This is a genomic window from Streptomyces muensis, from assembly GCF_021474425.1.
Lineage (GTDB): Bacteria > Actinomycetota > Actinomycetes > Streptomycetales > Streptomycetaceae > Streptomyces > Streptomyces muensis.
Genome location: NZ_JAKEIP010000376.1, coordinates 1 through 6,124, shown reverse-complemented (window position 1 = coordinate 6,124; position 6,124 = coordinate 1). Strand labels below are relative to the sequence as shown.

Below are 6,124 nucleotides of genomic sequence, written 5' to 3'. Positions count from 1 at the left end.
CTGAAGTCCCTCCCCCGGCCCCAGCTCGGCCACGGCGCCTCCCTCCTCACCGCGCCCTGGGCGCCGGTCGCCGTCCGTGCCGCCCTCACCCGCGGGCTGCGCCGGGCCGCCGCGCCCTGGACCTCCACCACCCTCCTCAGCAACATCGGCCGTATCCCCTACCCGCTGGACTTCGGCGAGGGGGCCGGCCGTGCGCACGCCGTGTGGTTCTCGGCGCCGGCCCGGATGCCCCGTGGCCTCACCGTCACCACCGCCTCCACCGCGGGCCGCCTCCACCTCGCCCTGCGCTGGTCGCGCGCGCTGCTCAGCCACGGCGACGGCGCCCATCTTCGGGACCTCTTCGAGCACTATCTGCACACCACGGAGGTGACCCCGTGACGACCTCCCCCACCAAACCGCCCGAGCTGCGGGACTTCTACGAGGACCCCACCGTCCCCGTCGCCTCCGGCACCCCGCGCAGCCGCCGCCAGGCCCGTATGCTCGCCGACGCCCTGGGCCCGGCCACCGCGGGCCGCACCCGCACGATCCTCGACATCGGCTGCGGCGACGGCACCGCCGCGGCCACCGCGGCCCCCTTCCTGACCGGCCACCGCGTCGTCGGCGTCGACTGGTCCCAGGACGCGCTGCGCCGCGCCCGCACCCGGATCCCGTACGCCGTGCGCGGTGAACTCACCGACGGCGGGCTGCCGTTCGCGGCCGGTGCCGCCGACGCCGTGCTGTTCAGCGAGGTGATCGAGCATCTCGTCGACCCGGACGCCGCCCTGGACGAGATCCGCCGCGTGCTGCGCCCCGGCGGCCATCTGATGCTGTCCACCCCGAACCTGGCCGCCTGGTACAACCGCGCCCTGTTGCTGGCCGGGGTGCAGCCGGTGTTCTCGGAGGTCAGCCTGCGCGGCATCCACGGCCGGCCGGGGCGGGAGGTCGTGGGGCATCTGCGGCTGTACACCGCGCGGGCGCTGCGGGAGTTCGTGGCCGCGTCCGGGTTCGAGGTCGTACGGCTGGCGGGGGCGCCCTTCCACGGCGTACCGCGTCCGCTGCGGCCCCTGGACCGGCTGGCCTGCGCCCGGCCGGCGCTCGCGTCGATCCTGCTGCTGCACGCCAGGAAGAAGTAAGGCATGTGGTGGGGAGTGGGCGCGGCCCTGCTGGCGAACACCCTGTACAGCCTCGGTTTCGTCCTGGAGAAACGGGCGCTGACCGCGTTGCCGCAGGTGAGCATCAGGCAGCCCGCCCGGCTGCTGCGGCTGGTGCTCGGCAGCCCGCTGTGGATCGGCGGGTCGCTCTCCCTCGCCGCCGGGTTCGGGGCGCAGCTGGTCGTCTACCGCACTCTGCCGATCGCCGCCGCGCAGGGCATCTTCGTCTCCGGACTCGTCCTGCTCGTGCTGCTGTCGGCGCGGCTGCTGGGCGAGGAGACCAGCGGGCGGGAGCGGTACGCGCTCGGCGCGATCCTGGCCGCGCTGCTGATGGTGGTGCTGTCGCTGCGGGAAGGACCCGACGGCGGGGATTCCGTCGGCCGGGCGGCCCCCTACCCCCTCATCCTCCTCGTGTGCGTGCCGTCGCTGGCGGCGGGCGTCTGGCTGTACAACTCCGCCGAGCGCAGGACCCGGCACCGGCACCGGCTGCCGACGACCGGCGTCGAGTACGGGGTGGCGGTGGGCCTGCTCTACGGGGTCAGCTCGCTGGCGATCAAGGGGGTGTCGAGCCACCTGACGACGAGCGGGGTCGGCGGCGCACTGCTCGACCTGCTCCGCTCCCCGTACCCGTACCTCCTTCTCTTCACCGGCGCGTTCGGTCTGGTCATGTCGCAGGCGGCGCTGCAACGCTGCCGGGCCTCGCTGATCGTGCCGGTGTGCACGACGGTGACCTGTCTGTACACGGCGGTGCTCGGCACGCTGTCGTTCGGCGAGGCGCTGCCGGAGGACCCGCTGCGGCTCGCGCTGCGACTCGCGGGTACGGGACTCGCCCTCACCGTACTGATGTCGATGCCGCGGCACGACCGCCGTCCCGCGCAGCCGTCGCCGCCTCAACCTCCCGTGGGAGCCAAGGAGTTGACACCACCATGACCATGAAGTCCGACGACCCGCTCCTGCGGATCCTGGCCTGTCCCCTCGACAAGGGGCCGCTGCACCTCATCGCCGAGGGCGACGCGCTGTACAACCCGCGTCTGCACCGCCGCTACCCGATCGTCGACGGCATCCCCCAGCTGCTGCCGGCCTCCGGCGAGCAGGTCTCCGACGACGAACACGAGGAACTCCTCCAGCGGATGGCCCCATGACTCTGGCCGCGCACATCGCCCCCTTGCTGCCCACCCGACTGGTCGCCGCCCTCGCCCGGGCCGTGTACCCGCGCTTCGAACCGGAGCTGGCCCGGCTGGCCGAGCTGTGCCCGGCCGGGTGCGGGACGGCCGTGGACGTCGGCGGGTGGTACGGCCCGTGGACGCGCCGGCTGTCGCGGCGGGCCCGCCGGGTGGTGACCGTGGAACCGGTCCCGCATCTCGCGCGGCTGCTCGCGGCGACGGCCCCGCCCAACGTCCGGGTCGTCCAGGCCGCGGCCGCCGAGCGCCCCGGCGCGGCCCGGCTCTGGCTGCCGCCGCACGACGCCGGCGACCGCGGGGTGTCCTCCCTGGTCCGCCGGAACATCCACGCCACCGCGCTGCCGGTCAGCCTGGTCACCCTCGACGAACTCGGCCTCAAGGACGTCGGGTTCGTCAAGGTCGACGTGGACGGCAGCGAGCTCGCGGTGCTGCGCGGGGCGACCGGCATCCTCGCGCGCGACCGGCCCGCGCTCTTCGTCGAGCTGGAGTCCCGCATCCAGCCGATCGGCCCCGTGGTGACGTACCTCTCCCTGCTCGGCTACGACGGCTGGGTCCTGCCCGGCCGTGACTGGGTGCCGCTGAGCCGCTTCCCGCTGGAGACCCACCAGGCGGAGACCTCGTACGTCGTCACCCAGGGCCTGCTGCGCCGGGTCCTGCCCTTCCGGGGACCGCGCTACGTCAATTCGGTGCTCTTCCTGCCCGACGGGCGGCGCCCGGTCGGCGACGATGGAACGCATGCCCTCCGCGAAGCACCCCGCTAGCCCGTTCACCCCGCTCCACTTCCAGCTGGTGCTGCTGCGCCGCATGGCCGACCACAACCCGGACCTGGTGGAGGACGCCCGCCGTGAACTGGGCGTCTCCCTCGCCGACATGCGCGAGGCGAACAAGCGCTGGCAGGCCATGGTCCGCTCGCCCCAGGCCCGCGGGACCGCCTCCCGGTACCGCTCGGTGCTGGGCGCGCCCGAGTCCGTCGTCACCCGCAAGGTCGGCGACCTGGACTGCGAGGCCTGGCTGTGGCCGGTCCCGCTCTGGCCCGACCTGCGCTTCGAGGTGCTGCTCGCCCCGAACGGCGCGGTGTGGAACGAGTGGCTGGTGCGCGCCCCTGGAGCCGCGAGCCCGTCCCTGCGCACCCTGTCCGACCTCACCCCCTGGTCCTGCACGGTCGACGAGGCGGCCCGCGCCTTCGCCCCCGCCCGGCCGCTGGAGGGCACGGCTCCGACGCGCTGGGGGCTGGCGTTCACGGCGCCGGACGGGGAGGGGGTGCGGCGGGAGGTGGTGGCCGAGTTCACGTGGGGGCTGCTGCAGCGGGTGGCGGTTCGGTAGGGGCGGCCCGTCGGAGGCCGTCCCGTGGCCGGGGCCGTCAGAACGGGGGCAGCGCGCCGGAGACGATGTCGCGGACCTCCGCGCGCAGACGCGCCGCCTCCTGTGTGCGGCCGATCGCGTCCAGGCGGATCGACAGGGTGTTGACGCTGCGGGCCAGGGCTCGCCGGTACTTGTCCGGTTCGGCGGCGAACAGCTCGCGGTGGAGCACGACCGCCTGACGGGCGGCGTCGATCGCCCTCGGCCTGCCTTCGCCGAGCAGGTCCAGAGCCCAGGACCACATCTCCAGGGCGTCCGCCAGGTCGGCGCGGTGCAGGCCCCGCTGTTCGGCCTCCAGCTCGCGGTAGTGGCTGACCGCCTCGGCCGCCGCCGACACCGCCTCCGCGGGCCGGCCGAGGGTGCCGAGCCACAGGGCGAGGTTGCGCTGGGTGCGGGCGAGGGGCCGGCGGAGGTCGACGGCGCCGGCGGCGACGAGTTCCCGGTAGATGGAGACGGCCTCACGGGCGGGGACCGGGGCGCGGTCGATGTGGCCCAGGTCGGCGAGGCTGACGGCGAGGCAGTTGAGGCTCTCGGCGTACTTCGGGCGATGGACCTCGGGGCGCTCGGCGGCGAGTTCGCGGCGGATGCCCACGCACTCGGTCATCGTGGTGTGCGCCGTGGCCGGGCGCCGCAGCGCGCGCTCCCAGTACCAGCGCACATGCAGGCTGCGGGCCAGGTCGGCGCGGGTCTCCGGGTCGGACTCGGCCTGCGCCCGCCGGATGACCTCCGCCTGGACGGCGACCGTCAGTGCGTGCTGTGGCAGGCCGACCTCGCCGTAGCGGTTGGCGAGGCTGCTGAGGCAGACGGCGAGCGCCGGGCGGTGCGTGTCCGGGTCGTCGACGGTGAGCCGGCTGAACAGGTCGGCCGCCTCGACGGCCGCCTCCAGGGCGGGCTGGTGCAGTCCGGTGCTGCGCAGGACGAGGGACCACAGGTGCAGGCTCTCGGCCAGCCGGGGCCGCTGGTCCGGCCGGTTCTCGGCAAGCCGGCGGCGCAGGGCCACCGCCTCCTCGGCGAACGGCCGGGCCTCCGTCCAGCGGTAGGTGTCGGAGAGCAGGCCGGCGAGGCCGTACAGCGCGGCTCCCAGCGCGGGTCGGGCGCTGTCGGGCCGCTGTCCGGCGAGTGGCCGGAGCAGGTCGATGGCCTCCTGGTAGGCGGCGACGGCCTCGGTCGGGCGGCTTGCCGTCGTGAATCGTTCCGCCAGATCGGTCAGGGCGACGGCGGCCTCGACGCCCCGGTCCGGGCCCAGCAGCAGCATGTTGGACACGGCGCGTTCCCGGTCCTCGGGCGGGGCCGCGCTGTCCCTGATCACCTCGCCGAGGAACGCGGCGGCCTCCTGCGCGTAGGCCTCCCCGAAGTCGGCGGGGTTCAGGTCGTCCGGGAAGTGGCGCAGGGCGTACCGGGGGTTGGGCAGCAGCTCGCGCGGCACGCCGGTGGCGAAGTTCCGGGGTGTCGAGGGGTACTCGCCGGGCCAGTCGAGGGCGACGGCCCGCATGAGTTCGCCGCCGGTGATGAACCGGTCCCGGGGCGACCAGCCCCAGCCCTGCGGGCCGGTGTCCGGGCCGCGCCGCAGCAGCCGGACCAGCCAGGAGCCGAACAGCCGGTCCCAGCCGGTGCCGTGGGGCACGAGGACGGAGATCTGCCCCGTCCAGCTCGCCGTTCTCAGCTCCATGGACAGCGGCGGATAGCCCCAGTCGTCGCCGCTGCCCGGCGGCCGTACGGTGTCCAGGAGTACGAGGACCTGGTCGGCGCCCGACTCCGTGGCGAGGTGGAAGAGTTCCTCGCCGGTCAGGACGGTGTCCGGGCGCTCGGGATCGCTGTCGCGGAAGGCGGGGTGCGGGCCGCCGCGGGCGCCGCGCAGCGCGTATCCGCGGACGTACACCACCAGCGGGCCGGCGTGCCCGCGCTCGGACAGCCGGGCGAGCCGCTCGGTGACGGCCGCGCGGGACGGGTCGGCCAGGTACTCCTTGGCGTAGGTGTCGCCGAACGCGGCGCCCACCTCGCGGCACAGGTCCGGTGAGTGGTCGAGCGGGGGCAGCGCCTCGTGGTCGTAGCGGGCCACCGAGATCCCGAGGAACCGTCCGGCCGGCCCCGCGCCGCGCCCCGGTGCGACCCGTTCCGGCAGCCGGTACACATCGCCGCGGGCGCTGCGCAGCAGGACGGGGCCGGCGCCGACGTGGACGCGGATCTGCCAGGCCACCGGGACGGACAGGTCCTCCTCGTGTTCGCGCGGGCCGCCGGCCAGCAGGGTCAGGACGCGCGGGGCGGTGTCGGGCACGGGGAGGGCGTAGCTGTCCGGCGGTGTCCCGGTGGCGGACCCGGGGTGGACCGGGCGGCCGTCGATCTCCAGCTCGTCGCCGTCCCGGCGCACGGTGATCAGGACGTCGTCGAGGACGCGGGCCAGGTCGCCGAGCCTGCGGGCGGGCAGCGGGGCGCGTTCCACGCCGTGGGGGAAGC

The 6,124-nt window shown here is 75.1% G+C and carries 6 protein-coding genes and 1 pseudogene; 6 read left to right on the top strand and 1 reads right to left on the bottom strand.

What is annotated here, in order from left to right; translation table 11 throughout:
• The 6 genes and pseudogenes from L0P92_RS41135 to L0P92_RS41110 form a co-directional block, all read left to right on the top strand.
• Positions 1-378: pseudogene (locus L0P92_RS41135) on the top strand (condensation protein); the annotation flags it as partial.
• Positions 375-1,112: a class I SAM-dependent methyltransferase gene (locus L0P92_RS41130; protein WP_234768250.1), complete on the top strand. Its 738-nt coding sequence runs from the start codon at positions 375-377 to the stop codon at positions 1,110-1,112. The pseudogene L0P92_RS41135 and the gene L0P92_RS41130, both read left to right, overlap by 4 nt.
• Positions 1,113-1,127: 15 nt before the next feature.
• Positions 1,128-2,060 (top strand): hypothetical protein, encoded by a 933-nt coding sequence (locus L0P92_RS41125; RefSeq protein ID WP_234768252.1) that lies wholly within the window; start codon positions 1,128-1,130, stop codon positions 2,058-2,060.
• A 2-nt stretch (positions 2,061-2,062) separates the two neighbouring features.
• Entirely contained in the window at positions 2,063-2,272 is a 210-nt protein-coding gene (locus L0P92_RS41120; protein WP_234768251.1) for a Trm112 family protein, read from the top strand.
• Complete coding sequence (locus L0P92_RS41115) at positions 2,269-3,072, top strand: FkbM family methyltransferase (RefSeq protein ID WP_234768249.1); 804 nt, start codon at positions 2,269-2,271, stop codon at positions 3,070-3,072. The genes L0P92_RS41120 and L0P92_RS41115 overlap by 4 nt, the downstream gene beginning before the upstream one ends.
• Positions 3,047-3,634, top strand: coding sequence for a hypothetical protein (locus L0P92_RS41110; RefSeq protein ID WP_372497420.1), 588 nt, complete (start codon positions 3,047-3,049; stop codon positions 3,632-3,634). The genes L0P92_RS41115 and L0P92_RS41110 overlap by 26 nt, the downstream gene beginning before the upstream one ends.
• A 37-nt stretch (positions 3,635-3,671) precedes the next feature.
• On the opposite strand, the gene L0P92_RS41105 is transcribed toward L0P92_RS41110, so the two are convergent.
• A partial coding sequence (locus L0P92_RS41105; RefSeq protein ID WP_234768247.1) for a tetratricopeptide repeat protein occupies positions 3,672-6,124 on the bottom strand: 2,453 nt, incomplete at its 5' end.

What these genes read in the sequence shown, in the direction of transcription:
- L0P92_RS41115 (WP_234768249.1), top strand. Translation starts at nt 2,269, where the DNA reads ATGACTCTGGCCGCGCACATCGCCCCCTTGCTGCCCACCCGACTGGTC.
- L0P92_RS41120 (WP_234768251.1), top strand. Translation starts at nt 2,063, where the DNA reads ATGAAGTCCGACGACCCGCTCCTGCGGATCCTGGCCTGTCCCCTCGAC.
- L0P92_RS41110 (WP_372497420.1), top strand. Translation starts at nt 3,047, where the DNA reads ATGCCCTCCGCGAAGCACCCCGCTAGCCCGTTCACCCCGCTCCACTTC.